The sequence below is a fragment of the Amycolatopsis sp. 2-15 genome, assembly GCF_030285625.1.
Classification (GTDB): Bacteria; Actinomycetota; Actinomycetes; order Mycobacteriales; family Pseudonocardiaceae; genus Amycolatopsis; species Amycolatopsis carbonis.
The window spans coordinates 9,849,987-9,875,593 of sequence record NZ_CP127294.1 but is presented as its reverse complement, the minus strand read 5'-3'; the positions used below and the strand labels follow the sequence as shown (position 1 = coordinate 9,875,593).

Annotated in this window: 21 protein-coding genes; 7 read left to right on the top strand and 14 right to left on the bottom strand. The window is 70.3% G+C overall.

Features of this window, described 5'->3' with window-relative positions:
- Window positions 1–112 precede the first annotated feature (112 nt).
- From QRX50_RS48520 to QRX50_RS48470, 11 genes are all read right to left on the bottom strand, one after another.
- Window positions 113–1,744 (bottom strand): monocarboxylic acid transporter, encoded by a 1,632-nt coding sequence (locus QRX50_RS48520; RefSeq protein ID WP_285969781.1) that lies wholly within the window; start codon window positions 1,742–1,744, stop codon window positions 113–115.
- A complete protein-coding gene (locus QRX50_RS48515) occupies window positions 1,741–2,100 on the bottom strand; it encodes a DUF485 domain-containing protein (RefSeq protein ID WP_285969780.1) in 360 nt (119 codons plus the stop codon). Before QRX50_RS48515 ends, QRX50_RS48520 begins: the two co-directional genes overlap by 4 nt.
- A gap of 71 nt (window positions 2,101–2,171) precedes the next feature.
- Window positions 2,172–3,914, bottom strand: a complete 1,743-nt coding sequence (locus tag QRX50_RS48510) for a sodium/solute symporter (RefSeq protein ID WP_285969779.1) — start codon at window positions 3,912–3,914, stop codon at window positions 2,172–2,174.
- A 121-nt stretch (window positions 3,915–4,035) separates the two neighbouring features.
- On the bottom strand, window positions 4,036–4,386 hold the full coding sequence (locus QRX50_RS48505) for a DUF485 domain-containing protein (protein ID WP_285969778.1): 351 nt from the start codon (window positions 4,384–4,386) through the stop codon (window positions 4,036–4,038).
- A 115-nt stretch (window positions 4,387–4,501) separates the two neighbouring features.
- Window positions 4,502–5,257: a LytR/AlgR family response regulator transcription factor gene (locus tag QRX50_RS48500; protein ID WP_285969777.1), complete on the bottom strand. Its 756-nt coding sequence runs from the start codon at window positions 5,255–5,257 to the stop codon at window positions 4,502–4,504.
- Window positions 5,254–6,318: a sensor histidine kinase gene (locus QRX50_RS48495; RefSeq protein ID WP_285969776.1), complete on the bottom strand. Its 1,065-nt coding sequence runs from the start codon at window positions 6,316–6,318 to the stop codon at window positions 5,254–5,256. Before QRX50_RS48495 ends, QRX50_RS48500 begins: the two co-directional genes overlap by 4 nt.
- 106 nt (window positions 6,319–6,424) lie before the next feature.
- Window positions 6,425–7,423: an ABC transporter substrate-binding protein gene (locus tag QRX50_RS48490; protein ID WP_285969775.1), complete on the bottom strand. Its 999-nt coding sequence runs from the start codon at window positions 7,421–7,423 to the stop codon at window positions 6,425–6,427.
- A gap of 43 nt (window positions 7,424–7,466) precedes the next feature.
- A complete protein-coding gene (locus QRX50_RS48485) occupies window positions 7,467–8,510 on the bottom strand; it encodes an ABC transporter permease (protein ID WP_285969774.1) in 1,044 nt (347 codons plus the stop codon).
- Complete coding sequence (locus QRX50_RS48480) at window positions 8,507–9,271, bottom strand: ATP-binding cassette domain-containing protein (protein ID WP_285969773.1); 765 nt, start codon at window positions 9,269–9,271, stop codon at window positions 8,507–8,509. Before QRX50_RS48480 ends, QRX50_RS48485 begins: the two co-directional genes overlap by 4 nt.
- Window positions 9,272–9,276: 5 nt before the next feature.
- Window positions 9,277–10,314: a class I mannose-6-phosphate isomerase gene (locus QRX50_RS48475; RefSeq protein WP_285969772.1), complete on the bottom strand. Its 1,038-nt coding sequence runs from the start codon at window positions 10,312–10,314 to the stop codon at window positions 9,277–9,279.
- Window positions 10,311–11,294 carry a LacI family DNA-binding transcriptional regulator gene (locus QRX50_RS48470; RefSeq protein WP_285969771.1) on the bottom strand — a complete coding sequence of 328 codons (984 nt, stop codon included), beginning with the start codon at window positions 11,292–11,294 and terminating at the stop codon, window positions 10,311–10,313. Before QRX50_RS48470 ends, QRX50_RS48475 begins: the two co-directional genes overlap by 4 nt.
- 322 nt (window positions 11,295–11,616) lie before the next feature.
- On the opposite strand from QRX50_RS48470, the gene QRX50_RS48465 reads away from it, so the two are divergent.
- The 3 genes from QRX50_RS48465 (at window position 11,617) to QRX50_RS48455 (ending at window position 18,002) form a co-directional block, all read left to right on the top strand.
- Window positions 11,617–14,853, top strand: a complete 3,237-nt coding sequence (locus tag QRX50_RS48465; protein WP_285969770.1) for a GH92 family glycosyl hydrolase — start codon at window positions 11,617–11,619, stop codon at window positions 14,851–14,853.
- Window positions 14,854–14,928: 75 nt separating this feature from the next.
- Complete coding sequence (locus QRX50_RS48460) at window positions 14,929–17,328, top strand: GH92 family glycosyl hydrolase (protein ID WP_285969769.1); 2,400 nt, start codon at window positions 14,929–14,931, stop codon at window positions 17,326–17,328.
- 302 nt (window positions 17,329–17,630) lie between these two features.
- The gene (locus QRX50_RS48455; RefSeq protein ID WP_285969768.1) at window positions 17,631–18,002 is read left to right on the top strand and encodes a DUF3817 domain-containing protein; all 372 of its coding nucleotides are present in this window, start codon (window positions 17,631–17,633) and stop codon (window positions 18,000–18,002) included.
- A 148-nt stretch (window positions 18,003–18,150) separates the two neighbouring features.
- On the opposite strand, the gene QRX50_RS48450 is transcribed toward QRX50_RS48455, so the two are convergent.
- The gene (locus QRX50_RS48450) at window positions 18,151–18,651 is read right to left on the bottom strand and encodes a MarR family winged helix-turn-helix transcriptional regulator (protein WP_285969767.1); all 501 of its coding nucleotides are present in this window, start codon (window positions 18,649–18,651) and stop codon (window positions 18,151–18,153) included.
- A gap of 87 nt (window positions 18,652–18,738) precedes the next feature.
- On the opposite strand from QRX50_RS48450, the gene QRX50_RS48445 reads away from it, so the two are divergent.
- Window positions 18,739–19,044, top strand: coding sequence for a thiamine-binding protein (locus QRX50_RS48445; protein WP_285969766.1), 306 nt, complete (start codon window positions 18,739–18,741; stop codon window positions 19,042–19,044).
- A gap of 4 nt (window positions 19,045–19,048) precedes the next feature.
- On the opposite strand, the gene QRX50_RS48440 is transcribed toward QRX50_RS48445, so the two are convergent.
- Window positions 19,049–19,453 (bottom strand): hypothetical protein, encoded by a 405-nt coding sequence (locus tag QRX50_RS48440; protein ID WP_285969765.1) that lies wholly within the window; start codon window positions 19,451–19,453, stop codon window positions 19,049–19,051.
- A gap of 165 nt (window positions 19,454–19,618) precedes the next feature.
- On the opposite strand from QRX50_RS48440, the gene QRX50_RS48435 reads away from it, so the two are divergent.
- Window positions 19,619–20,548 carry a tetratricopeptide repeat protein gene (locus QRX50_RS48435; protein WP_285969764.1) on the top strand — a complete coding sequence of 310 codons (930 nt, stop codon included), beginning with the start codon at window positions 19,619–19,621 and terminating at the stop codon, window positions 20,546–20,548.
- A gap of 87 nt (window positions 20,549–20,635) precedes the next feature.
- Window positions 20,636–21,382 (top strand): SDR family NAD(P)-dependent oxidoreductase, encoded by a 747-nt coding sequence (locus tag QRX50_RS48430; RefSeq protein WP_285969763.1) that lies wholly within the window; start codon window positions 20,636–20,638, stop codon window positions 21,380–21,382.
- An 86-nt stretch (window positions 21,383–21,468) separates the two neighbouring features.
- Here the strand turns inward: QRX50_RS48430 and QRX50_RS48425 are convergent, their stop codons facing one another.
- Entirely contained in the window at window positions 21,469–22,893 is a 1,425-nt protein-coding gene (locus QRX50_RS48425; RefSeq protein WP_285974756.1) for a neutral zinc metallopeptidase, read from the bottom strand.
- Between the two features lie 98 nt (window positions 22,894–22,991).
- Between QRX50_RS48425 and glgP the strand changes: the two genes are divergently transcribed.
- On the top strand, window positions 22,992–25,535 hold the full coding sequence (gene glgP, locus QRX50_RS48420) for an alpha-glucan family phosphorylase (RefSeq protein WP_285969762.1): 2,544 nt from the start codon (window positions 22,992–22,994) through the stop codon (window positions 25,533–25,535).
- Window positions 25,536–25,607 lie beyond the last annotated feature (72 nt).

Genomic DNA, 25,607 nt, shown 5'->3' with positions numbered 1-25,607 from the left:
CCGATCACTGCTCGCAGACATCCTGGGCGACCTGGCCGCCGGGAAACTGCCGTACTGAACCAAAAAGCGGGCCGGGACCAAACCGGCCCCGGCCCGCTCGAAGCACACAACCTCAGTGCTTCACAGCCTTCTCCGCACCCACACCCGTGAGGGCACGGACCTCCATCTCCGCGTACTTCTTCTTGTTGCGTTCCTTCGACAGCACCGTCCCGAGCCAGCCGAGCAGGAAAGCGGCTGGAATGGACACCAGGCCCGGGTTGTCGAGCGGGAACCAGTGGAAGTCCACGCCCTGGAGCATCGACGGGCTCTTGCCCGTCTTCGCGTCGATCGGCTTGCCGGACACCGCCGGCGAGAAGACGATCAGCACGATCGAGATGATCAGGCCGCCGTAGATGCTCCACAGGGCGCCCTGCGTGTTGAACCGCTTCCAGAACAGCGAGTACAGGATCGTCGGCAGGTTGGCCGAGGCCGCGACGGCGAAGGCGAGCGCCACGAGGAACGCCACGTTCTGCCCGTTGGCCAGGATGCCGCCGATGATCGCGACCGCACCGATCACCACGGCGGTGATCCGCGCGACGCGCACCTCCGAGCCCGGCTTCGTCTTGCCCCGCTTGATCACGTTCGCGTACACGTCGTGGGCGAAGGAGGCCGACGCGGTGATCGTCAGGCCGGCCACCACAGCGAGGATCGTGGCGAACGCGATCGCCGAGATCAGGCCCAGCAGCACGGGCCCGCCGAGGGTCAACGCCAGGAGCGGTGCCGCCGAGTTCACGCCACCCGGGGCGGCCTTGATGTCGTCGGGCCCGACCAGCGCGCCGGCGCCGTAGCCCAGCACCAGCGTGAACAGGTAGAACACGCCGATCAGCACGATCGCCCAGACCACCGAGCGGCGGGCGTCGCGGGCGGTGGGCACGGTGTAGAAGCGCATCAGCACGTGGGGCAGGCCCGCCGTGCCGAGCACCAGCGCGATGCCGAGCGAGAAGAAGTCCAGTTTGGACGTTCCCGTGGCGCCGTACTGCTTGCCCGGCCCGAGCAGCGTCTCGCCGGCCGCACCCGCCTTGTCGACGGCTCCCTGCAGCAGCGACGAGAAGTTGAAGCCGTACTTGGCGAGCACCCACAGCGTCATCACGAGCGCGCCGATGATAAGCAGCGCCGCCTTGATGATCTGCACCCACGTGGTGCCCTTCATGCCGCCGATGAGCACGTAGGCGATCATGATCACGCCGACGATGGCGATGACCACCGACTGCGCGGTCTTGCCCTCGATGCCCAGCAACAGGGCGACCAGGCCACCGGCGCCCGTCATCTGCGCCAGCAGGTAGAAGAACGACACGATCAGCGTCGAGATCGCCGCCGCGGCGCGCACCGGGCGCTGCTTCATGCGGAACGCCAGCACGTCGCCCATCGTGAACCGGCCGGTGTTGCGCAGCAGTTCCGCGACCAGCAGCAGCGCGACCAGCCAGGCGACGAGGAAACCGATCGAGTAGAGGAACCCGTCGTAGCCGTAGATCGCGATGGCGCCCGCGATGCCGAGGAACGAAGCGGCCGACAGGTAGTCACCGCTGATCGCGATGCCGTTCTGCGGGCCGGAGAACGCGCGTCCGGCGGCGTAGTAGTCGGACGCAGTCTTGGTGTTGCGGCTCGCGCGGAACACGATCACGAGCGTGATTGCCACGAACACCGCGAAGATGATGATGTTCAGCGTCGGGTTGCTGCCTTCGACGCCTGCGGCGAGGGTGCTCATTCGGACTCCTTCGCGGCCGGGTTCTCGATGTCGTCGCGGATCCGCTTGGACAGCGGGTCGAGCCTCCGGTTGGCGTAGCGCACGTACAACCACGTGATGAGGAACGTCGACACGAACTGCAGCAGGCCGAACAGCAGGCCCACCGTGAAGTTGCCGGCGATCTTCGTGCTCATGAAGCCGTGGGCGTAGTCCGCCAGCAGCACGTACAGCAGGTACCAGATGAGGAACAGCGCGGTCATCGGGAAGACGAAGGTGCGCAGGCGGTGGCGTAGCTGCCTGAACTCAGCGCTCTCCTGGACTTGCTCCCAGTCCATGTCCGGCGGGTCACCGGGCAGGTCGGTGTCGGTGGGACTCATCGTCACTCCCTCGCGACGCTGCGAATTGTGGTCCGCGCCACAGTAGGGAGGCTTGCGCCGGGGAGGAAGCGTCAGCGGTTCAAACGCCGGGCGACACGACGAACGGTTGACGAGCGGTACACGGGTGCGGACGAATGGGGCGGCTCCGGACCGGGCGCTCGCTCGTCGAGGTGCAGGCGGAGCATCGCCGCGCCGGCCCAGGACGGCGGGCGGCCGCGCAGGGAGACGGCCGCCATCACGCCGAACGCGAGGGGTACCGACCAGGGTGCCGGTTGTGACACCAAGATCGCCACCCAGCCGTCGAGCCGCGGCCCGGCCAACGAGAAGAGGATCGAGCCGGACGACGCGACGAGCCCCGTGACCACGCCACTGATCGCGCCCGCGGCCGTGAGCCGCGGCCACCAGATGCCGAGCACGAGCAGCGGGCAGAACGTCGACGCGGCGACGGTGAAGCCCCACGTCACGAGCACCCCGGCGTCGAGCTGCGCCGACGGGAGCGCCAGCACCACCATCGCCGCCGCGACGAACACCACGGTCACCCGCAGCCGGCGCAGGCCGCCGGGCATGAGGTCGTAGGCGATGGCGCCGGACATCACCAGCAGCAGCCCCAGCGACGTCGCCAGGAACGCCGCGAACGCGCCCGCGGTGAGCAGCGCCGTGAACAGCTCGCCGGCCCAGCCGGTGTCCACTTGCGCCGGCAGCGCGACGACGACCGTGTCCGTGTCTCCGGAGAGGTAGATCTCGGGCACCAGCACCCGTCCGAGCACGCCGTAGACGCCGGGGAACAGGTAGAACACGCCGAGCAGCGCCACGGTGATCGCGGCGGTCCGGCGGGCGGCGCGGCCGTCCGGGCTGGTGTGGAAGCGCATCAGGATGTGGGGCAGGCCCATGGTGCCGAGCATCGTCGCGATGAGCACGGCCCACGTCGCCAGCAGCGGGTAGCCCTTTTCGACGTCGAGCAGCGGCCGCTGCCAGTCGGGGCCGCCGAGCGCCGCGCCGTCGCTGACGTCGGGCACGGGCGCGTTGGTGGCGAAGACCAGGCGCTCTCCACTGTGGATGGTCAGCTCGCCCGGCGCGAGCGTGCGCGGCCCGGTCGCGGTGACGATGGTGGTGGGCTCGCGCAGGACCACGGTCACGTCGTGCTCGAAGTCCACCGGCGTTTCGTGCGTGAAGCGGGTGAACTCGACGGGCGTGAGCGCGGCGTCGCGGTCGGCGTCGCTCACTTGCAGCACGAGCCACAGGGCGGGTACGAGGAACAGCAACAGCTTCAGGAAGAACTGGAACGCCTGCACGTACGTCGCCGCGCGCATGCCGCCGAGCGCGAGCGTGACGCTCACGGCTGTGCCGGCGATGACCACCCCGACCCAGTACGGCGTGCCGCCCACGGCCGTGAGCACCAGCCCGGCCGTGCGGAACTGCGGGACGACGTAGATCGTGCCGATCACCAGGACTACGACCGCCGCGATCCGCCTGAGGGCGGGTGAGGCCAGGCGCGCCTCGGCGAAGTCCGGCACCGTCAGCGCTCCGGACCGCCGCATGGGTGCCGCGACGAGCACGAGCATCGCGATGTAGCCCGCCGTGAACCCGACCGGGTACCACAGCGCGCCGACGCCGTCCTTCACCACGAGCCCCGCCACCCCGAGGAACGACGCGGCCGACAGGTACTCCCCGGACACCGCCGCGGAGTTCACGAACGGCGAGATCCGCCGCGACGCCACCAGGAAGTCCGACGTCGTGCGCATCGCGGCCACCCCGCGCACGCCGATGAGCAGCGTGATGAGCACGACGGGCGTCACCGCCAGCGCGAGGTCCATCAGCGCACCCCGCCCTTCTCGGCGCCCTGCGCCCCAATGCGGCGTTGGGTGCGCTGAACGCACCGAACGCCACATTGGGTGCGCTGGGCGCAACCAACGCCACATTGGGGGAGGGGCGGGGTCACCGGTCGTCCTCGGCCTTCTCGGCGCGTCGCAGCTGCCAGCGCGCCAGGCCGGCCATCACGGGGTAGGGCAGCAGCGCGATCATCAACCAGGACAACGGGATGCCCCACACCCGCACCGCGTCCAGCCCCGGCGCCACGGCGAAGACCACGGGCAGCCCGAGCACGAGCGCGAACATGGCGACCAGTGCGGGAATGCCGCGTTTGCGCTGCGTGCGGTAGAGCACGGCGGCGCGCTCGGCGTCGGAGGCCCTCAGCCGGGGCATCCGCCACCGCCCGCGCGCCTGCCTGCGGGAGCGGGCGAGGCGCGTCTGCGGGCTCATCACGGCGACCCGCCGGACCCGGCTCACCGGACCGCCCTCGTCAGCCCGGTCCGCCTCGACGAGGTCCGCGGCAGCGCGGCCCGCACCAGCACAGCCGTCGCCGGCGCCGCCCTAACCAAGACAGCCCTCACCAAGACGCGCCTCACCAAGACGACCCCAGCTGCCCCTGCTGCGCCGCCTCCAGCAACCGGTCCCGCAGCTCCCGCGCGTGCCGCCGGCTCACCGGGACGTCTCCGACGGGCGTGTGCGCCAGCAGCCCGCCCGTGGTGTCGCTGCGCAGCTCCAGCACGGCGGACACCGAGAGCAGATAACCCCGGTGCACCCGCGTGAAACCGGTTCCCTCCCAATACTCCTCGAGCCGCGAGATCGGCATGCGCACAAGGTGCACCCCACCGCGGGTGTGGAGCCGGACGTAATCCCCGTGGGCCTCCACGAACAACACGTCGTCGCGGCGGACGTACCGCGTGCGCCCGCCCGCGTCGACCGGGAGGGCGGCCATCGCGTCGGGCGCCGCGCGCTGGGCCTCCGAAGGCGCCATGCGCACGACCTTCGCCAACGCGGCCGCCAGCCGCTCCGTCCGCACCGGCTTGAGCAGGTAGTCCACCGCGCCGATGCCGTACGCCGCCACGGCATGGCCGTCGTGCGCGGTCACGAACACGATCACCGGCGGCTCCGACAGGCGAGCCAGCAGCGTCGCCAGCTCCAGCCCGTCGAGGCCCGGCATGGAGATGTCGAGGAACACCGCGTCGAAGTGGTCCGCCTGCAAGAGCTTCAGCGCGTGCAACGCATCACCGGCGCCCACGACCTCGCCGACCTCCGGGGCCTCGCGCAGCATCCGGCACAGCTCGTCCAGCGCCGGCGGCAGGTCGTCGACGGCCAGCACCCGCAGCCCGCTCACGGCAGCACCCCCGGCTGGAACCGCGGCACCCGCACGACCACACGCGTGCCGGCACCCACTTCCGTCTCCACGGTCAGCCCGTACCAGGCGCCGTAGACGTTGCGCAGTCGTCTGTCCACATTGGCCAGACCGAGGCCGCCGCGAGAGCCGTCGGAAGCCCTCCCTGCGAGGATGTCAGCGGCCAGCTTCGGGTCCATGCCGACCCCGTCGTCCTCCACGCTGATCACGCAGTCGTTCCCTTCCGCCTGCCCGTGGACCTGCACCAGCCCGGTGGTCGTGCGCGGCTCGATGCCGTGACGGATGGCGTTCTCCACCAGCGGCTCCAGCACCAGGTACGGCACGGCCACCGCCAGCACCTCCGGCGCCACGCGCACCTGCACCTTCAGCCGCTCGCCCAGCACCGCGCGCTGCAGCGCCAGGTACGTCTCCACCGCGCGGAACTCCTCGGCCACCACGGTGTACTCGCCGTGGCGCGCGAGGCTGTAGCGCGTGTAGTCGGCGAAGTCGAGCATCAGGTCCCGTGCCCGGTCCGGCTCCGAGCGCACCAGCGAAGCGATCACCGTGAGCGCGTTGTACACGAAATGCGGCGACATCTCCGCCCGCAATGCCCGCAGCTCGGCCTGCGCTGCCTGGTCCGCCGACGCCTCCAGCCGCCCGCGTTCCAGGGCTTGCACCACGACGTCGGCCGCCTGCCGGACCACTTCCGAACCCCGCGCGCCCACCACGAGCAGCGCGCCCGCCAGCTCGTCGTGGACGTGCAGCGGCACCGCTTCCACCCCGTCGACGGAAGCGGGCTCCTCGCTGTGCAGCACCTCGTCGAGCACGTGGGCCACGGTGGCGTCCGGCCCGGGCCGGCCCGACCACAGCAGCGAGCCCGACAGGTCCGTGAGCCCCAGCCCGGCCACGCCGAACAGCCGCCGCAGCCCGTGGGCCGCGCGCCGGACGTGGGTGCCGGCCAGCCCGTCGATGAGGTCGTCGGTGATCTTGCGGGCCGCGGCCAGCACCGGTACCGGGTCGGCGCGCGCGGCGGCCCGCCACGGCAGCCGGACACCCTCGGTCATCGGCGGCCTCCCCTCGGCGACGGAGTCTGGGGGTGTAGATCCTAGCCCCGAACACGGCGAAGGGGACTTTCCGCGCGGGAAAGTCCCCTTCGAGAACGCGAGGAACTCAGCAGTTCTGCTTGTAGAAGTACTTCGAGTTCGCGTCCATGTCGTCCTTGGTGATCGAGTGCAGATCCGCGGTCAGATTGCGCGTCACGGGCTTGCCTTCCAGCGCCGCCACGGCCTGCTGCACGCCCTGGGTGCCGATCGCGGCCGGGTCCTGGGCGATGAGCGCCTGGTACTCGCCCTTCTTCAAGCCGTCCACTTCGGACGGGCTGGCGTCGAAGCCGACGAGGTTGACCTGGCCGATCTTGCCCGCGTTGCGCAGGCCGGTCGCCGCGCCCTCGCCGGTGTTGAGGTTGGTGGCGAAGATGCCGATGAGGTCCGGCGTCGAGGCCAGCGCCGCCGTCACCTTGGACGCCGCCTGGTCCGGCTCGTTCTGCGTGAACTGGATGCCGGCCGACTTGAGGTTCGGGTGGTTCTTCAGCTCGTCCTCGAAGCCCTTCGCGCGCGCCGCCGTGGTCGACGTACCCGCGATCGTGTCGAGGATCAGCACCGAACCCGGCTTGTCGCCCGCGAGCTTCGCCATGGTCTGCGCGGCGAGCTTGCCGCCCGCCGTGTTGTCCGACGAGATCGACGACGCGGCCACGCTCTTGTCCTGCAGCGACGTGTCGACCTCGACGATCTTCGTGCCGCGGTTCTTCACCTGCTGGATCGGCGCGAGCATCGCCTGGTCGTCGGTGGGCGCGATGAGCAGGGCGGCCGGCGGGTTCGAACCCAGCGCGTTGACGATCGTGGTCTGCATGGCGGCGTCGAACTTCTGCGGCGCCTGCGTGGTGAGCTCGTAGCCGAGCTTCTTGGCCTCGTCCTGCGCGCCGCACTGCATCGAGATGTAGAACGGCTCCGCCTGCACGCCCGGCACCAGTGTGAGCTTCTTGCTGGTGATGGTGTTGTTCGACGTGTCGCCCGAGCCGCTCTGGCCCACCTGTCCGGAGCCGCACGCCGCCACCAGCGAAGCAGCCGACGCCAGCGTGCCGGCCGCGATCAGGGTCTTGGTCAGTTTCATCGTCAGCACCTCTTTGTACTCTCGGAAACCGATGGGAGGGGATTCAGCGGGAATTGCGGTGCTTCCGGCGTCGCTGGTCGAACCAGACGGCCGCGATCAGCACCGCGCCGACCGCGATCATCTGCCAGAAGTCCTGCACGTGAATGATGTTGAAGCCCTTCTTCAGCACGGCCGGGATGAACACGCCGATCACCGTGCCCAGCACCGTTCCGACACCGCCGAAGAGGCTCGTACCGCCCATCACCGTGGCGGCGATGGCGTTCAGGTTGTCCGTGGAGTGCGACGCGACCGTGGTCGACGAGTAGTAGGCCAGCGAGAGGAAACCGGCCACCCCGGCCAGGAACCCGGTCAGCGTGTACACCTTGAGCAGGTGAGCGGTCACGCCGATCCCCGAGCGCCGCGCGGCTTCGGCGTTGGAGCCGATCGCGAAGGTGTAGCGGCCGAACTTCGTGGTGTGCAGCAGCCACGCGCCGATCAGCGTGATCACCGCCGCCACCAGCACGAGGTTCGGGATCCCGCCGAACGACGTGCCGTAGCCCAGGGTCTTGTTCAGCGCGGTCGGCACACTGCGCACGTCCGAGCCGCTGCCGAGCAGCAACGCCGCGCCGAGCGCCGCGCCCAAGGTGCCGAGCGTGACGATCAGCGGCGGGATGTCCGCCACGGCGATGAGCCAGCCGTTGATCAAGCCCCAGATCGTGCCCGCGATCACCGCCGCGACCAGCCCGACGATGATCACGCCCCAGCCCGCGTTCGTCGCGTTGCCACCGCTGAGCGCTTCCATCGTCTTGCCGGCGACCATGCCGGAGAAGATCAGCACGGACCCGACGGACAGGTCGATGCCGGAGGTGATGATCACGAACGTCATGCCCACCGAGAGCACCAGCAGCACCGAAGTCTCGATCAGCGTCGTCTGGAGCGTGAACAGCGTCGCGAACTCGGCCGGCGCGAGCGCCGTGAACACGATGATCAACGCCAGCAGCACCAGCGCGATCCAGAACGTGTTGGCGCCCACCAGCCGCTTGCCCAGCGGCACCTTGCCGAACCCACCGTCCACAGTGGTCTGGATGTCCTTCGTGGGCGTGCTCATGCCGCCTCCTCCTGAACGAGGGCGCCGGTCATGGCCGCCACGAGGTCTTCGAGCTTCGTGTCCCTGCCGACGAACCGAGCTACGCGCTTGCCGAGCCGCAGCACCTCGATGCGGTCGGACACCGACAGCACCTCGGGCATGTTGTGGCTGATCAGCACCACGGCGATGCCCTTGTCCCGCACCTTCTTGATCACGTCGAGCACGCGTTCGCGCTGCACCACACCCAGCGCCGCCGTCGGCTCGTCCATGAACACGACCTTCGACGCCCACACCACCGACCGCGCCACGGCCACGCTCTGGCGCTGCCCGCCCGAAAGCGAGCCGATGGGCACGTCGGTGCTCTGCAGCGTCACACCGAGCCGCTGGAACTCCGCCACGGCCTGGCGGCGCATCTCCGCCTTGTCGAGCATGCCCAGTTTGCCGAGGAAACCCTTGCGGTGGATCTCCCGGCCCAGGAACAGGTTCGCCGCCGGGTCGAGCTCCGGTGCGACGGCGAGGTCCTGGTACACCGTCTCGATCCCGAGCCGCCGCGCGGTCACGGGGGAGTCGAGCCGCACTTCGGAGCCGTCGAGCAGGATCCTGCCGGACGTCGGCTGCTCGGCGCCGGAAAGGCACTTCACGAGCGTCGACTTGCCGGCACCGTTGTCGCCGATCAGGGCCGTGACCTCACCCGCGCGGGCCTGGAAGGAAGCGCCGCGAAGGGCTTCCACCGAGCCGTAGTGCTTCGTGAGGTCCACCGCGTCCAGCAGGATCTCGCTCATGGGGCCTACCTCTTCTCGGGTGCGGGCGGGCGGCAGCGGATCGCGGTGAGCGTGCCCGACGCCTCGACCTGCCCGGCATCGAACGGCACCACGTAGGTCTCGCCCTTGGCCAGGGAGAACTCGCCGCCGTGTTCCGTGCGCAGCGTGCCGGCGCCGTCGAGCACCACGAGCACCGCGAACGACGGGTCGAGCGCCAGCGAGCTGCCGGTCAGCTGCACGCGGTCGGCGCGGAAGAACTCGTCCGACCCCGCGGCGAGCAGGTCCACCGAGGTGTCCTTGTCGTCGGCGGTGTGCGTCACGATCGTGGTGAGCCGTTCGGCGTCCCAGCCGGACGTGTCGAGCGCGTCGAGCGCGGTGTCGAACCCGAGGCCGAGGTGGCCCTTCTCCGGCGAGGCCAGGAAGTCGCGCCACTCGATCGTCAGCGAGAAGTCGGTGGGCTGCTGCAGCTCCACCACGAACACGCCTTCGCCGATCGCGTGCGGCAGGCCCGCCGGGATGTACACGGTGTCGCCGGCCTGCACGGAAACGCTGTTGAGCGCGCCCAGCATGCTCGGCGTGTCCTGCTCCCGCGTCCACTCGGCGACGGTGTCCTTGCTCAGCGTCTCCTTGAACCCCGGGTACACCCGCGGGTCGTCACCGTAGGTGCCGATCACGATCCACGCCTCGGCCTTGCCGAAGTGCGAGTCGAAGTGCTGCTTCGCGAACGCGTTGCTCGGGTGGAAGTGCACGGGCAGCCGCTGGCCCGCGTCGAGCAGCTTCACCAGCAGGCCGGTGGAGTCGCCGAGCTTGGCCACGTGCTCGGCGCCCAGCCACGCCTCGGCGTTCTCGCGCACGGCGTCGCGCAGCCAGACGCCGCTGGGCAGCTTCGTGAGGCCGTTGGTGTCCTGGCCGAACATCGTGGTGACGGAGCCGACCCAGTCCTCCGGGCCGAACTTCGAGTCCGTACCGGTGGCACCGCGCAGCGCGGCGATCGCGTCGCCACCGCGGTAGAACTGCGGCGGCTGGTTGGCCGGGAGCCGGATCGGTTCGAGGTGCGTGCTCACGGGGCGACCTCACCGGAACCACGGGCTACGAGATGCACGGGCAGGACTACCTTTCTGGGTGCGGACTGATCCCCCTGGATCCGCGCGAACAGCAGTTCTGCCGCCGCGTGCCCCAGGGCGCTGACGTCGTGGGCGACGACCGTCACGGGCGGGTCCAGCAGGTCCGCCAGCTCGAAGTCGTCGAAGCTCACCATCGCGGGCCGGTGCTCGGCGTGGGACAGGGCGCGCAACAGGTGCACGGCCACGCGGTTGTTGCCCGCGATCACCGCGGTCGCGGCCGACGGACCCGACAGCAGCGTCGCCACGGCGTGGGCGATCGTCTCGGGCGTGGGCGTGCGCATCACCACGAGGCTCTCGTCGTAGGACACACCGTTGCGCACGCAGCCTTCGCGGAAGCCGCGCAGACGCTCGGCCGCGGTGAAGATGTCGGGGCTGTCACCGAGGAACGCGATCCGGCGGTGCCCGTGCCGCACCAGGTGCGTGACCGCGTCGATGGTGCCGCCGAGGTTGTCGACGAGCACGGTGTCGGCCACGATGTCGCCGGCCGGGCGGTCGAGGAACACCACCGGCGTGCCCGCGCGCATCTCCGGTACGAGGTAACCGTGCTGCATGCCCGCCGGGACCACGAGGATCCCGTCGACCCGGCGCGCGCAGAACTCCAGCGCCAGCTCGCGTTCGCGGTCGGAGTTCTCCTCCGACGAACCGGTGAGCACGTGGCGGCCGAACGACGTGGCGATGCGCTCCACCGCGCGGTTGAGCTCGGAGTAGAACGGGTTGCCGACGTCTTCGACGATGAGGCCGATCGTGCCCGTGGTCGAGCCGCGACGCAGGTTGCGGGCGCCGAGGTTGCGGCGGAACCCGAGCTGCTCGATGGCCGCCACCACGCGCTCGGCGGTGTCGGGGTGCACCGCGGGCTCGTCGTTGACCACCCGGGACACGGTCTTGATGCTGACGCCGGCGAGCCGGGCCACATCGCTCATCGTGGCCCGTCGGCTCGCCGGGCGGGGAAGCCCGTCCGCTTCCCGGCCATGAGGAGACAACGTTGTCATAGTGGCGCAGATTGCACACCAAAGCCCGGGTCGCTGTCAATGCCCGCTTCGCGCCGAATGGGATTCAGCCTGCGAAAGTTGTGAGGCAGATGGCTGATCACCGTGTCCGGAACCAGACAGGCTTCCACGCACGACTTGACGTTTTCGTGAACGATTGCCCAAGGTTGCCCGCATCGACGGTGTGCGCGACAAGGTTGTCATCCCACTCCTCCGCGGCCCTGACGGCCGAGTCGCGCCGACGACTGGAGAGGCGATGGCGATGGCGCGAGCGCGCTGGAGAGCCGGACTGATCTTCCTGACCACGGCGGTGGTGGCGGCGGTCGCGCCGGCCACCGCGGCCGTGGCCGCGAAAGCCCCGGACACCGATTTCGCGAAGTGGGTGAACCCCTTCGTCGGAACTCGGCCGGGTGGCGAGGACCACGGCACCGGTGGTGGTGCCGGCAACACGTTCCCGGGCGCGGTGGCGCCGTTCGGGATGGTGCAGTGGAGCCCGGACACGGTGAAGTCGCAGCCGGGTGGCTACTTCTACGACGACAACGCCCTCACGGGCTTCAGCCTCACGCACCTCTCGGGTGCGGGCTGCTCGACGTACGAGGACATCCCGTTCATCCCGTACGTCGGCGAGGTCAGCACCTCGCCCGCGACGGACCCGGGCCACTACACGTCGAAGTTCAGCCACGACAACGAGCACGCCACCGCGGGCGAGTACGACGTCACCCTCGACAGCGGCGCGAAGGTCGAGCTGAGTGCGACGCAGCGCACCGGCTCCGCGCGCCTGACCTACCCCGCCGGCGCGTCCTCGACGCTGCTGGTCAACACGTCCGGCTCGGTCAACGGCACCGACGACGCGTCGATCACCATCGGCAAGGACACCATCAGCGGCTGGGCGACCAGCGGCCGCTTCTGCGGCGCGCAGAACACCTACCGCGTGTACTTCTCCGCCAAGTTCGACACCCCGTTCGCCTCGACCGGCACGTGGAAGAACGGCGCGGTGACGCCCGGCAAGACGTCGGAGACCGGCGGGGCTCGCGCGAAGGTGGCGCAGCCCAACGGCGTGAACGCCGCCATCGCGCGCCCGGCCAAGGCCAAGACGCAGGACACCACCGTGAGCGGCCCCGGCAGCGGCGGCTACGTGAGCTTCGCGAACCTCAACGGCGCGCAGGTCAACGTGCAGGTCGGCCTGTCGTTCGTGTCCGTGGACGGCGCGAAGGCGAACCTGAAGGCCGAGAACAACGGCAAGAAGTCCTTCGACCAGATCGCGGCGGGCGCGCGCAAGGCGTGGAACGACCAGTTCGGCAAGGTCGCGGTCAGCGGCGGCTCCGACGCGGACATGACCACGTTCTACACGTCGCTGTACCACTCGCTGATCCAGCCGAACGTGTTCTCCGATGTGGACGGTTCCTACCCGGGCTTCGACGGCCGGATCCACAAGGCGGACAAGGGTCACGCCATGTACACCAACTTCTCCGGCTGGGACATCTACCGTTCGGAGATCCCGCTGCTGGCCACGATCGATCCGGCCCAGACGTCGGACATCGTGCGCTCGATGATGGCCTACGCCGAGCAGGGCGGCTCGTGGGACCGCTGGACCGTGGCCAACGACTACACCGGCGTGATGAACGGCGACCCCTACCACATCATCGTCTCCAGCGCGTATGCCTTCGGCGCGCGTGACTTCGACGCCCAGAAGGCGTTGCTCCTGATGATCAAGGGCGCCACGCAGCCCACCCAGGGCTACACCGAGCGGCCCGGCCTCGCCGACTACCAGCGCCTCGGCTACGTGCCCGGGGCCGGCGCGGACACGCTCGAGTACACCAGCGCCGACTTCGCGATCGCGCAGTTCGCGAAGCGCCTCGGCGACAGCGCCACCTACACCACGTTCATGAAGCGGGCGCAGAACTGGCAGAACCTCTACAACCCGGGCACCGGGCACCTGCAGCCGCGCAACGCCGACGGTTCGTTCGCCGGTACGTACGACCCGGCCAGCTCGCAGGGCTGGGTCGAGGGCAACGGCGCGCAGTACGAGTGGATGGTGCCCTACGACCTCGGCGGCGTCGTCTCGGCGTTCGGCGGCGACACGGCGACCCAGTCGCGGCTGGACACCTTCTTCACGCAGCTGAACGCGGGAACGCAGGAGCCGTTCGCCTTCATGGGCAACGAGCCGAACTCCAACGCGCCCTACGTCTACTCGTACGCGGGTGCCCCGGCCAAGACCCAGTCCATCGTGCACCGGTCCATGGACGAGCTCTACAACCCGCGTCCCGAGGGCCTGATCGGCAACGACGACCTCGGCCAGATGTCGGCCTGGTACGTGTGGTCCGCGCTGGGTGTCTACCCGGAGATCCCGGGCCGTGCCGAGGTGCTGCTGTCCACGCCGCGGTTCGAGCACGCCGTGCTCACGACCGGCGCGGGAAAGAAGATCACGATCAACGCGCCGGGCACCGGTGACTACGTCGGCTCGTTGAAGGTCAACGGTGGCGCGGCCGCGAAGTCGTGGCTGCCCGAGGCCTTGATCTCGACGGGCGGCACGCTCGACTTCACCCGCTCGGCCACGGCCACCCAGTGGGGCGCCGCGGCGGCCGATGCCCCGCCGTCGTTCCGCGAGCAGGAGAAGCCGAGCCTGGCGTTCGCCAACCCGGCCCGCGTGGTGACCCCGGCGGGCTCGACCGCGACGGCGAGCGTCGGCGTGCAGGACCTGTCCGGCACCGCGAAGACGTGGACCTACACCGCGGGCAGCGCCGACGGCATCACGCTGTCGCCGGCGTCGGGCTCGGTCGCCGTGCCGGCCAACGGCAAGGCGCAGGCCACGGTCAACGTGACCGTTCCCGCGGGCACCGCCGACGGCGCCCGCCGCATCCCGGTCACGTTCTCCGCGCCGGGGCTGGCGAGCACCGAGGCCGTGCTCACGGTGCTCGTGGGGCAGCCGGGCAGCTGGCTGGCCACAGTGGACAACGCCGGCATCTCGCCCGACTCCGACTCGACGAAGGCCAACTTCGACGGCGGCGGCTGGAGCTACTCGGCCGACGCGCTCGCCGCGGCCGGCGCCAAGCCGGGCGGCACGGTGACGAGCGACGGCCTGAACTTCACCTGGCCCTCGTTCCCGGCGGGCGACCCCGACAACGTCGTGGCCAACGGCCAGAAGGTGACCGTGACCGGCTCGGGCCGGCTCGCACTGCTCGGGTCCGGCTCCAACGGCAACGCGCAGGGCACGCTCACCGTCACCTACACCGACGGCACCACGTCCACCGCCACGGTCGGCGTGTCCGACTGGACGCTCGGCGGCGGCGGTGCGCAGCCGTCGTTCGGCAACCGGATCGTGCTGTCCACGCCGTACCGCAACGCTTCGGGCACCGACCCGCAGCAGATTCGCACGATGGTGTTCGGCACCGCGCCGATCACCCTCGACGCCGGTAAGACGGTGGCGAGCGTGACGTTGCCGTCGAACGTCAGCGGTGGCGTGATGCACGTGTTCGCCATCGCCGTCGGCTGATCTTCGCCAGTCCGTGTTCCGTGGAGGGCGCCCGATGAGGGAGCCCTCCACGGACCCGTTTCCGGAGGGACCTCGATGAGGAGCAGAACACTGGCGGGCGCGGTCGCGCTCGCCGTCGTGGCGGCCGGCCTCACGCCGGTGACCGCCTCGGCCCGACCGGCCGACGCGCTGGAGTCGGTGAACACGTTCATCGGCACGCAGGACGAGGGCAACACGTTCCCCGGCGCGTCGGTGCCGTTCGGCATGACGCAGGTGAGTCCACAAACGACCCACTACGCCGGGTACCTCTACACCGACACCGCGATCCGCGGCTTCGGCCACTTCTTCCTGTCCGGCGCGGGCTGCTGGGAGCAGGGCGGCCTGGTGTCCACCCTGCCGACCACGGGCGACGTCGGCCCGGGCGCCGCCTTCGACACGACCAAGCCCACCACGTTCGACAACGCGAACTACGCCGCGCCCTACACCCACGACGGCGAGGTCGGCAAACCCGGCTACTACAAGGTGCACCTCACGGGCTACGGCGGCGTCGACGTGGAGACCACGGCTTCGACCCGCAGCGGCGTCGAGCGCTACACGTTCGACAAGTCCGGTCCCGCCAACGTGTTCGTGAACGTCGGGCAGGCCAATGCCAAGGAGCCCGTGACCGGCAGCAGCGTGCGCGTGGTCGACGACCACACCATCGCGGGCACGGTCGAAGCGCAGGCGTTCTGCGGCGGCAAGGCCTACACGACGTACTTCACCACGAAGTTCGACAAGCCCTTCACGAGCTACGGCACCTGGTCGCCCACCGGCGGCACGCCCGGCAGCAAGACTTCGGAAGGCGGCGCGGGCCTGCGCGGCGCGTGGCTGACCTTCCCGAAGGGTGACCAGATCACCGCCACCACCTCGATCTCCCAGGTGGACGCCCACGGCGCCGACGTGAACCTCGCCGCCTCGCGCGTGCGCCCGTTCGAAGCCGTGAAGGCCGACGCGCAGCGCACGTGGCGCCAGGAGCTGTCCAGTGTGGACATCACCGGCGGCACGCCCGACGAGCGCACGGTGTTCTACACCTCGCTCTACCACGCGTTCCTGCAGCCGCTGACCGCCAACGACGCCGACGGCCGTTACTACGGCTTCGACAAGAAGATCCACCGTGCGATCGGCTGGACGTACTACGACTTCTTCTCGCTGTGGGACACCTACCGCAGCCAGAACCAGCTGCTCGCGCTGCTGAAGCCCGACCGGGCCCGCGACATCGCGAAGAGCATCCTCGCGATCCACGAGCAGGGCGGCTGGTTGCCGCGCTGGGCGTATGCGAGCCAGGAGACGAACACCATGACCGGCGACCCGGTCACGCCGTTCCTGGTCGACCTGTGGCGCTTCGGCGCGCTGAAGGGCGACGAAGTCGAGGCCTATCAGGCGTTGCTGCAGAACTCGCAGCAGATCCCACCGGCGTCGTCGCCGTTCCAGGGCCGCTCGGGCAACGCGAGCTACCAGGCCGACGGGTTCGTGCAGTACGACCCGAACTTCCCGAAGAAGGGCCAGGACACCGACCCGAACCACGGCGCTTCGGCCACCCTCGAGTACGCGCTCGGCGACTGCTCGCTCTCGGCGATGGCCGCCGCGCTGGGCAAGAAGCAGGACGCGGCCGCGTTGGCCGCGAAGGGGCGCACGTACCAGACGCTGTGGGACCCGACCGTGACCGACCGCGGCTTCACGGGCTTCTTCCGCCCGAAGGTCACTGGCGGCGACTGGTTCACGCCCGCGGGCCAGCCCTACAGCCCGCAGAGCCAGGACGGTTTCCACGAGGGCACCGCCTGGCAGTACCAGTGGCTCGTGCAGCAGGACGTGCCCGGCCTGCTGAAGGAGATGGGCGGCGCCGACAACACCCACCAGCGCCTCGACGACTTCTTCGCCTACGACGACCTCGTGAAGGACCCGGCGAAGACTGTCCGGGAGGAATGGGTCGTGGGGCCGTACTCCTACTACAACCAGTTCCGCTACAACCCCAACAACGAACCCGACCTGCACTCGCCGTGGATGTACACGCTCACCGGCCAGCCGTGGAAGACCTCCGCGGTAGTGCGCGCGGCCCACACGCTGTTCACGAACGCCCCCAACGGCGTCACGGGCAACGACGACCTCGGCACCATGTCGGCGTGGTACGTCTTCAGCGCGCTCGGCCTCTACCCGGCCGTGCCCGGTACCGGGAACTTCGTGCTCAACGCGCCGCAGTTCGCCAAGTCCGTGCTGCACCTGCAGAACGGGCGTTCGGTCACCATCAAGGCGCCGGGCGCCGACGGGGCGAAGCTCCAGTACGTCCGCGGCCTGAAGGTGGGCGACGGGTGGCAGGCGCGGCCTTCGGACACGTCCTACGTGAGCGTCGAGCAGCTGCGGCGCGGGACCACACTGGACTTCACGCTGACCGCCGACGCCACGCAGGCCACGTGGGCAACGTCACCTTCGTCGGCGCCGCCGTCACCTTGTGCCGGTTAGTGTCCGATTGAGGACTATCCGTGAAGGCTCTTTCCCGGAATGCGAGACCGGGAAGGGGCCTTCACGGTTTTCCGGGCATTTCCCCACCGATCCCGACAGTGGTTCAGACCATATTCGGGAGGGTCCGTGAGGATAGTCACGGGCCCCGGTGTTCCGGTGAGGGCCGTCACGCCTCACACTGGTGTCATACGCGTCCGACAGTGCTGTTGACGTCAAGCGGGTAGTCCCCCTTGGACAGTGCACCGGACGCGTTTTTGTGTGTGCAGGCAGCACGCACCCGTGTGACGCACAGGAGGAAAGTCGTGTCCAGCAAGGCCGCTCTCGTGTTCCGCGTGGCCGCAGTCGCCGAAGCCCTGTCCTGGGCCGCGTTGCTGATCGGGATGTTTCTCAAGTACGTCGTGCACTCCTCCGGTGAGGGCGGCGTTCCCGTCATCGGCATGGTCCACGGCGTGATCTTCGTGCTCTACGTCGTGGTCTCCCTGTCCGTCGCCAAGCCGCTCGGCTGGCGCCCGAAGACCCTGGTGCTCGCGCTGCTGTCCAGCATCCCGCCGCTGTTCACCTGGATCTTCGAGAAGTGGGCCCTGCGCAACGGCCGCCTCGACGGCCCCCAGCGCCTCACCCACGGCGGTGTCGGCCTGTTCGAGGTCCGCGTGCCGGAGACCGTGAACGCCTGAGTTTCCCGCTTTCGACGGGCCCGTACGACCTCGTGTCGTGCGGGCCCGTTCGCGTTTGCCCGGCCGGTGTTCGCCAGGTCGTGCGATGTCGGGCTGTGCCGGCCTCGGCGCCGCTGAGACGATCGCGGCCGCCTTGCCGCCGGCGGGACTATTCGCTGAAGTCGCCCGACGAGCGGCGGACCTTGGTGAGCAGGTCGGTGAGCTGCTCGACCTGCCGCTCGGTGAGCCCCGTGAGCCCGAAGTCGATGCCCGTCACCGCGGCCGTCGCGGCTTCGCGGCGCGCGCGGCCGTCGTCGGTGATCTCGACCAGCGTCGTGCGGCGGTCGGTGGGGTGCGGCACGCGTTTCACGAGCCCGTCGCGCTCGAGGCGGTCGACTATGTTGGTGACACTGGTGGGGTGCAACTGCAGCCGTTCGCCCATCACTCGCATCGGCAGCCGCGCGTTGCGGGCGAAGGTGAGCAGCACGAGCGCCTCGTAGCGGGCGAACGTGAGGCCGTGCGGCTTGAGTGAGCCGTCGACCGCCGACTGGATGATCTGTTGTACCCGCATCAGTCCGGTGACCGCGGCCATGGTTCCGGCGGGACCGATCCGGTCCTCCCAGAGCTCGGCCGCACGGGCGATCGGGTCGAACGGCAGCGGTCGGTTCATGACAAACGAAGTTACCAGCGGGTACCCGGAAGACGGCGATCGCCCTGTTCAGCCGCCATTGTTTTCCCTCGACGAAAGGATCCCGACATGATCGTCGCGTTCAGCGTGAGCCCCTCCGGCGGCGACCCGGACGCGGGCGTGAGCGAGGCCGTCTCCCGCGCCGTGAAGGTCGTCCGCGACAGCGGGCTGCCCAACTCCACCAACGCGATGTTCACGAACGTGGAAGGCGAGTGGGACGAGGTGATGGCCGTCGTGAAGCAGGCCGTGCACGCCGCGGGGGAGGGCTCGGCGCGCGTCGGCCTCGTGCTGAAGGCCGACATCCGCCCGGGCTACGACACCGGCCAGCTCACCGCAAAGGTCGACCGCGTGGAAGCGCACCTGCGCGAGGGCTGAGCGGCTACGGCAGCGGCGGGGTGAACGCCACGGTCCACCGGCCTTCCTCCCTGGTCACTGCCAGGGAGTAGGTGAACCGCGACCCGTGCGTCACCCCGCTGACCACCGCGCGGGTCGGAGCGTGGTCGTCGGGGACGAGCTGCACGGCGATGTCGCGCACGTCCTCTTCGCCGAGCACGGCCACGTAGTCGTCGGCGAAGTCGGAGGCGCCCGAGCCCGGGTAGTCGAGCAGCTCTTCGAGCTCACCGGAGTCGCGGGCGACCAGGGCGCCGCGCAGCGAATCACGCAGTGCGACGGGCGAGGGCGCGCCCGGGTCCGGCTGGTTCGCGATGAGCACCGTGATCGCCACGACCCACGCCACACCCACCCCGACGGCCACCGCCACGGTGACGTTGCGCCGGCTCAGCATCACGGCCTCCCTGATCTTTCCGCCGTGAGCATGCACGAGCCGGGCGCTCCTGCCAATCGCGGCGCGAGTGCGCCACCCGGGCACCGGCGGTGAAATGTCCTGCCGCCTCGTGCCAGGATGGAGGGCGTGACACACCCACGCGGATCTGCAGCGAACTCAGCGGCCATGTCCGCCGCACTGTCCGGCGCGGTCGACCTGTCCGCGCTCAAGGCCCGGGCGGAAGCGTCCCGGAGCCAGCCCTCCGCGCCGCCTGCGGGTGCGGCGCCGGCCGGGGGCGGCGCGCCGCCGTCGGACGTCATCATGGATGTGACGGAAGCCACGTTCCAGACCGACGTCGTCGAGCGCTCGCTCAACCAGCTCGTGCTGGTGGACCTGTGGGCCGACTGGTGCGGCCCGTGCAAGCAGCTCAGCCCCGTGCTGGAGCGCCTCGCCACCGAAGCGGCCGGCGCGTGGGTGCTCGCCCGCGTCGACGTGGACGCCAACCCGCGCATCGCGCAGCTGTTCGGCGCCCAGTCGATCCCGACCGTCGTCGCGATCGGCGGCGGCCAGCCCGTGGACGCGTTCTCCGGCGCCCTGCCGGAGCCCGAGATCCGCAAGTGGCTGGGCGCGCTGCTCGACGCCCTGCGCGACAAGCTCCCCGGCACCCGCGCCGCCGAGGAGGTCCGCGGCCCGATCGAGGAGCCCGAGGACCCGCGCTTCACCGAGGCCGAGGAAGCCTTCGAACAGGGCGACTTCGCCGCCGCGCAGGCCGCCTACGAGCGCATCCTCGACGCCGAGCCCGCCAACGAGCTGGCCAAGAACGCCCTGGCCCAGGTCAAGTTCACCGCCCGCGCCGAAGCGGCCGACCCGGACGCCCGCTCCAAGGCCGACGCCGACCCGTCGAACCTCGACGCCCAGCTCGCGGCCGCCGACCTGGAGATCGCGGAGCAGGACGTGGACGCCGCGTTCAACCGCCTGATCGACACCGTCCGCCGCACCGCCGGCGACGACCGCAACCGCGTCCGCGAACACCTGGTCGCGCTCTTCGACCTCTTCGACCCGGCCGACGAGCGCGTGATGAAGGCCCGCCGCAACCTGGCGAGCGCCCTGTTCTGAGCCGTTCCACCACGAAGGCCCCCGATCCGTGATCGGGGGCCTTCGTCGTGCAGCGGCGAACGATCATGACCCGCTACGCTCGCGGACATGAGCAGCTCCGGCCTGCGGGGAAAAACCGCCCTGGTCACGGGTGCCGGCCGCGGGCTGGGCCGCGCCCTCGCCCTGGGCCTCGCCGAACGCGGCGCCGAAGTCGTCCTCGTGGCTCGTTCCGAAGCGGAACTCGCGAAGACGGCCGAGCTCGCCGCCGGCCCCACCCGGGTGGTCCCGGCCGACCTCGGCAGTCCCGCCGAAGTCGCCGCGCTCGTGCAGCGGACCGGCTCGGTCGACGTGCTGGTCAACAACGCCGCCGTGACCCGGCCCGTCGCCCCCACGGCCGAGGTCGACCCGGCCGACTTCGCCGCCGCGCTCGCCACCAACCTCACCGCGCCCATCACGCTCACCATCGGCGTGCTGCCCGGCATGCTCGCCCGCGGCTGGGGTCGCGTCGTCAACGTGTCCAGCGGCGCCGCCACGCACCCCGGCTCGCTCATCGGTGGCAACGCCTACACCACGACCAAGGCCGCGCTGGAAGCCCACAGCCGCAACCTCGCCGCGGAGCTCGCGGGCACGGGCGTGACCGTGAACATCTACCAGCCGGGCATGATCGACACCGCGATGCAGACGGACATCCGCGGCGACCTCGGCCGTGGCCTCGCCGAGCCCGTCCGCCGCGGGTTCGCCGACGCGTACGAAAACGGCGTCCTCATCACCCCGGAGGTCTCTGCGGCGGGATTGCTCGACCACCTGCTCGACGACGACAACGGTGTCACCTGGAACGCGCCCGGGTTCGGCTGAACTCCAGCCGACGGAGTTTCCAGCATTCCTGGAAACTCCGTCCACGCTGATTTTCCAGCCCAGGTGGAAAACCCGCCGCCGGACGGTCAGCCGTACTGCTTCGAGCACACCGCGGAACCCTCGAGATACCCCCGCCGCAGCGACTCGACGCGGTCGAAACCGCTGTCCGGGCGCTTGCCGTTCACATCCGCCGACACCAGGCCCTCCGGGCGCAGCAGGTCGGCGATGGCCTCGTCGAGGTCGCCGGCGGACAGGCGCAGCGAGCCGGGCCGGTTCGTGAACGCGGCCCAGGCTCCGACCAGACACGACGTCCGCAGCCCCGCGTTCGGGTTGTCCAGCGAAGCCCCCACGCCCTTCTGGATCCCCATCGCGTAGCGCGACGCCACCTCCGCGAACGCCGCGAAGTCACCCAGCCCCGTGCTCTGCTGCCCGGACGCCTCGGCGTCGGAGTCCACGGGCTGCGCCAGCGCGGTGAGCCGCGAAACGTCGATGTTCACCGTGTTGTCCGAAGGGCAGTACGACGCGGGCGGCGTCGACGGCCCACCCGAGCAGCTGCCGCTCCCGGGCACGATCGTCGGCGCCTTCACGCCCGCACCACCGAAGGCCGAGTCCAGGCTCTTCTTCAGCAGCGACAGCGTCTGTTCGGAGATCTTCGCGTCGCCCTTGCCCGTGTCCTTGCTGTCGAACGGCCGCTCCGTCAGGCGCGCCTGCACGTTCTGCGCGTTCATGCCCGCGCACTCCTTCGGGCCCTTCTCGAACCCGGACTGGAACGCGAACGTCCGGTCGAACGCCGTGCCGTGCGCCTGCCGGTCGGTGGCGCTCGTGCCGGCCTGGTCGCGGATGAAGAACATCGCGGCCATGATCTGGTCGAGGCCCTCGGCCGTCGATACCTGGTAGTACTTGCTCTTCCCCTCGGCGACCCAGCGGAAGTAGCTGCCCGCGAAGCAGTCGGCTTGCTGCTCCTTCACCACGCTCGGCGTGCTCTTCGTGATGCCGGCCTTCGACCCGAGCCGGTACTGGATCGCGTGGCCGAACTCGTGCGCCAGCACGGTGACCACCGACATCGGCCCGAAGCGCTGGCGCAGCATCGGCAGCAGCACGCCGCGGTCCCAGGCCACCGAGTCGTCGGCGGAGCAGTAGAACGCGTTCACGAGCTTCTTCACGCTGCCGCACGCGGTCTGCTCGGTGTCGGTGTGCGAGTCGTAGGACAGCAGCGACGTCACGGGCTTGAAGTCCTGCCCGAAGTCGGTCGGCAGCGCCTCGCCCCAGTACGCCTCGACGTCGGCGATCGCGGCCGTGGCGAGCTGGTCGTCCTGGCCGCCCTCGGCGTTCTTCACGGTCAGGTTCGGCTTCGGCGCGCCGCTCTTCAGGCCGCTGTCGAAGTGGGTCACCGGCAGGCCCGCGACGTTGCCGGCCCCGGGCGTCACCGGTCCGGCCGAACTGTCACCGCACGCCGCCGCGCCCAGCGCGGCCACCACCGCGAGCGCCAGCAGCGCTCCCCCTCGCCTCATCACGCCCGGGACCCTACCCAGCGGGTCTGCCCGATGTGAGCGTTATCCCCGAACGGGTCGCGAGCGCTGGGACCGGCGGCCCGATATGGTCGCTGACCATGCGTGCTGTCCGCCGGTTCACCGTCCGAGCCAGCCTGCCGGAATCGCTCGCGGGCCTTGGCGCGCTCGCGACGAACCTGCGCTGGACGTGGCACCCACCGACTCGCGACCTGTTCGCGTCGATGGACGCCGAGCTCTTCGACTCCATTCGCGACCCGTTGCGGATGCTCACCGCCCTGCCGCCCGAGCGCCTGGACGAGCTGGCCGTGGACGAGGACTTCCTGAGCCGCACGCACGAGGCCGCGGCGGGGCTGGAGCAGTACCTCACCGAGCCGCGCTGGTACCAGCGGCGCACCGACGAAGGCCTGCCCTCGGCCGTCGCGTACTTCTCGATGGAGTTCGGCGTCACCGAGGCCCTGCCCAACTACTCGGGCGGCCTCGGCGTGCTCGCGGGCGACCACCTGAAGGCGGCTTCGGACCTCGGCGTGCCGATGGTCGGCGTCGGGTTGCTCTACCGGTCGGGCTACTTCCGCCAGAGCCTGTCGCTCGACGGCTGGCAGGTCGAGCACTACCCGGTGATCGACCCCAACGCGTTCCCGCTGGAGCTGGTGACCGACGGCGGCCGCGCGGTGCTCGTCGAGGTCGCCATGCCGGGCGGGCGCACGCTGCACGCGCAGATCTGGCGCGCCCGCGTGGGCCGCATCCCGCTGCTGCTGCTCGACACCGACATCGAGGACAACGACGAGGACCTGCGCCCGGTCACCGACCGGCTCTACGGTGGCGACGCCGACCACCGCATCCGCCAGGAGATCCTGGCCGGCATCGGCGGCTTCCGGGCCGTGCGGAAGTTCTGCGAGCTCACCGGCCACCCGCAGCCGAACGTCTTCCACACCAACGAGGGCCACGCCGGGTTCCTCGGTCTCGAGCGCGCCCGCGAGATCATCCAGGCCGACCGCCTCGGCTTCGACGAGGCGCTCCCGGCCGTGCGCGCGGGCACGGTGTTCACCACGCACACGCCGGTGAGCGCCGGCATCGACCGGTTCCCCGTCGACCTCGTGCAGCGCTACTTCTCCGACGGCCGGCTCGTGCCCGACATCGACGTGCGCCGCGTGCTGCAGCTGGGTGCGGAGGACAACCCGGGGCTGTTCAACATGGCCCACATGGGGCTGCGGCTCGCCCAGCGCGCCAACGGCGTCTCCGAGCTCCACGGCCGCGTCACCCGGCGCATGTTCTCCCGCCTGTGGCCAGGTTTCGACGACGACGAGGTGCCGGTCTCGTCCATCACGAACGGCGTGCACGGGCCCACGTGGGTCGCGCGCGAGCTGAGCGCGCTGCTGGGCGGCAACCACGACGAGTTCGGCCACGAGGGCCGCACGCCGGACAGCTCGCTGCGCGACGGCGTCACCGACCAGCAGCTGTGGGCGCTACGCCGCGAGCTGCGGGAGAAGCTCGTGGCCGAGGTGCGCCGGCGTGTGCGGGCGGCGTGGATGCAGCGCGGCGCGTCGGCGCTGGAACTGGGCTGGACGGAGCGCGTGTTCGACCCCGACGTGCTGACCGTCGGCTTCGCCCGCCGCGTGCCCACGTACAAGCGCCTCACGCTGATGCTGCGCGACCCGGATCGCCTGCGCGCGCTGTTGCTCGACGAGAAGCGGCCGATCCAGATCGTGATCGGCGGCAAGTCGCACCCCGCCGACGAGAACGGCAAGCAGCTCATCCAGCAGATCGTGCGGTTCGTCGACGACCCCGCCGTGCGCCACCGCATCGTCTTCCTGCCCGACTACGACATGTCCATGGCCCGCTACCTCTACCGCGGCTGCGACGTGTGGCTCAACAACCCCGTGCGGCCGCTGGAGGCGTGCGGCACCTCGGGCATGAAGTCGGCGCTCAACGGTGGCCTCAACCTCTCCATCCGCGACGGCTGGTGGGACGAGTGCTACGACGGCTCCAACGGCTGGGCCATCCCGACCGCCGACGGCGTCACGGATCCCTTGCGCCGCGACGACCTCGAAGCCGCCGCGCTCTACGACCTGCTCGGCCAGCAGATCGCGCCGCTCTACTACGACAAGGACGCTTCGGGCGTCCCGTCCGGCTGGCTGTCCATGGTCTGGCACACGCTGGAAACGCTCGGCCCTCGCGTGCAGGCGTCGCGGATGGTCCGCGAGTACGTGGACTCCGGCTACCTGCCCGCGTCACGCATGGTCGCCGCCGCCGTCGGCAACGGGTACGTCGGCGCGCTGTCGCTCGCCGACTACCGCACCAAGCTCGAGGTCTCGTGGCCCCGCGTGCGGATCTTCGACTCGGAGCTGCTCTACGACCACACCGCAAGGCTCGTCGTCGGCACCGAGGTCGCCGTCCGCGCCCGCATCGACCTCGCCGGCCTGAACCCGTCCGAAGTGGACATCCAGGCCGTCGTCGGCCAGGTCGGCGACGGCGACGAACTCACGGACACCGTCACGGTCCCCATGCACGGCGACGGCATCGGCGCGTTCTCCGCCTCCCTGCGCCTGCCGCGCGCGGGCTCGGTGGGCTACACGGTGCGGGTGCTGCCGAAGCACCCCCTGCTGGCGAGCCCGGCGGAGCTGGCCCGAGTCGTCCTCGCCTGACCCGGAGCGGCCCCAATGTGGCGTTCGATGCACTCAACGCACCGAACGCCACATTGGGTGCGCTGGACGCAC

Excerpts from the sequence above, each read along its gene's own strand:
- QRX50_RS48520 (WP_285969781.1), bottom strand. The coding sequence starts at position 1,744 with ATGAGCACCCTCGCCGCAGGCGTCGAAGGCAGCAACCCGACGCTGAAC.
- QRX50_RS48515 (WP_285969780.1), bottom strand. The coding sequence starts at position 2,100 with ATGAGTCCCACCGACACCGACCTGCCCGGTGACCCGCCGGACATGGAC.
- QRX50_RS48510 (WP_285969779.1), bottom strand. The coding sequence starts at position 3,914 with ATGGACCTCGCGCTGGCGGTGACGCCCGTCGTGCTCATCACGCTGCTC.
- QRX50_RS48495 (WP_285969776.1), bottom strand. The coding sequence starts at position 6,318 with ATGACCGAGGGTGTCCGGCTGCCGTGGCGGGCCGCCGCGCGCGCCGAC.
- QRX50_RS48490 (WP_285969775.1), bottom strand. The coding sequence starts at position 7,423 with ATGAAACTGACCAAGACCCTGATCGCGGCCGGCACGCTGGCGTCGGCT.
- QRX50_RS48485 (WP_285969774.1), bottom strand. The coding sequence starts at position 8,510 with ATGAGCACGCCCACGAAGGACATCCAGACCACTGTGGACGGTGGGTTC.
- QRX50_RS48480 (WP_285969773.1), bottom strand. The coding sequence starts at position 9,271 with ATGAGCGAGATCCTGCTGGACGCGGTGGACCTCACGAAGCACTACGGC.
- QRX50_RS48470 (WP_285969771.1), bottom strand. The coding sequence starts at position 11,294 with ATGAGCGATGTGGCCCGGCTCGCCGGCGTCAGCATCAAGACCGTGTCC.
- QRX50_RS48465 (WP_285969770.1), top strand. The coding sequence starts at position 11,617 with ATGGCGATGGCGCGAGCGCGCTGGAGAGCCGGACTGATCTTCCTGACC.
- QRX50_RS48460 (WP_285969769.1), top strand. The coding sequence starts at position 14,929 with ATGAGGAGCAGAACACTGGCGGGCGCGGTCGCGCTCGCCGTCGTGGCG.
- QRX50_RS48450 (WP_285969767.1), bottom strand. The coding sequence starts at position 18,651 with ATGAACCGACCGCTGCCGTTCGACCCGATCGCCCGTGCGGCCGAGCTC.
- QRX50_RS48445 (WP_285969766.1), top strand. The coding sequence starts at position 18,739 with ATGATCGTCGCGTTCAGCGTGAGCCCCTCCGGCGGCGACCCGGACGCG.
- QRX50_RS48440 (WP_285969765.1), bottom strand. The coding sequence starts at position 19,453 with ATGCTGAGCCGGCGCAACGTCACCGTGGCGGTGGCCGTCGGGGTGGGT.
- QRX50_RS48435 (WP_285969764.1), top strand. The coding sequence starts at position 19,619 with ATGTCCGCCGCACTGTCCGGCGCGGTCGACCTGTCCGCGCTCAAGGCC.
- QRX50_RS48430 (WP_285969763.1), top strand. The coding sequence starts at position 20,636 with ATGAGCAGCTCCGGCCTGCGGGGAAAAACCGCCCTGGTCACGGGTGCC.
- QRX50_RS48425 (WP_285974756.1), bottom strand. The coding sequence starts at position 22,893 with ATGAGGCGAGGGGGAGCGCTGCTGGCGCTCGCGGTGGTGGCCGCGCTG.
- glgP (WP_285969762.1), top strand. The coding sequence starts at position 22,992 with ATGCGTGCTGTCCGCCGGTTCACCGTCCGAGCCAGCCTGCCGGAATCG.